The 767-nt window shown below is 30.6% G+C and carries 1 protein-coding gene; it reads right to left on the reverse strand.

Annotated features, from left to right (window positions below; all coding sequences use genetic code 11):
• Window positions 1-76: 76 nt before the first annotated feature.
• The gene (locus tag CUN59_RS22235) at window positions 77-547 is read right to left on the reverse strand and encodes a hypothetical protein (protein ID WP_243407011.1); all 471 of its coding nucleotides are present in this window, start codon (window positions 545-547) and stop codon (window positions 77-79) included.
• Window positions 548-767 lie beyond the last annotated feature (220 nt).

A 767-nucleotide genomic window follows, 5' to 3' on the forward strand; every position in this document is an offset into this window, starting at 1 on the left:
AAAATCATGAGAGTGTATAGTTTTCAGGTAAATTCTGTATCTCATTCAAGTGCATACAGCTATATCTATTTACAGCTTATACTAAGAGACCTTTTTTACCAATTTTTTGCCTTTTCAAACATCCTCTAATCAGAGGTGAAATCTCTAAACTCACTTCTTCATTTATCTTTTGGGTAGAGATAAGGAAACGCCTTTTTAGGGATTGAATACTACTAACTATTGGTTCATAAACCTGATAACTTTTTTCCAGTTCACTTAATAAAATTGATCCGTTTTGACTAGATATAAAATGCAGTAATTCTATTTCTGATGGTGGTAAGATATCTAAACTTTGCTCTAAAAGATCCCTTAATTCGATATCTATAAAAGGTTGATCTAGCTGCAAGAATTTATTGGTGTCACCTGCAAATAATTCTTGAATAAGATAACCAATGATTTGTAGATATTGGGGACTTCCTTGATAAATGTTCAGCAATTTTCGATAATTTTCTTCATTTTTTAAGCCATATTTTTTAAGAATGTTTACACCATCATGATCTAATCCCAATAATTCTAAGGTGAAAACATGACTATGATCAGTTTGTGGTCTAGATAATTCACGAATTTCTTCACTACTATTGATAATCAGACAACTTCGATGTTTGGTTGTTGATAATAATTTAAACAGATTCCCATATCCTTCATACCCTGGTTGATATTTACCTGATACTTCATGCTTTCAAAAATATGACAGTTAACATCGTCAATTATAATCAGATAAGAGTGTT

This window comes from Cuspidothrix issatschenkoi CHARLIE-1 (assembly GCF_002934005.1).
GTDB classification, from domain to species: domain Bacteria; phylum Cyanobacteriota; class Cyanobacteriia; order Cyanobacteriales; family Nostocaceae; genus Cuspidothrix; species Cuspidothrix issatschenkoi.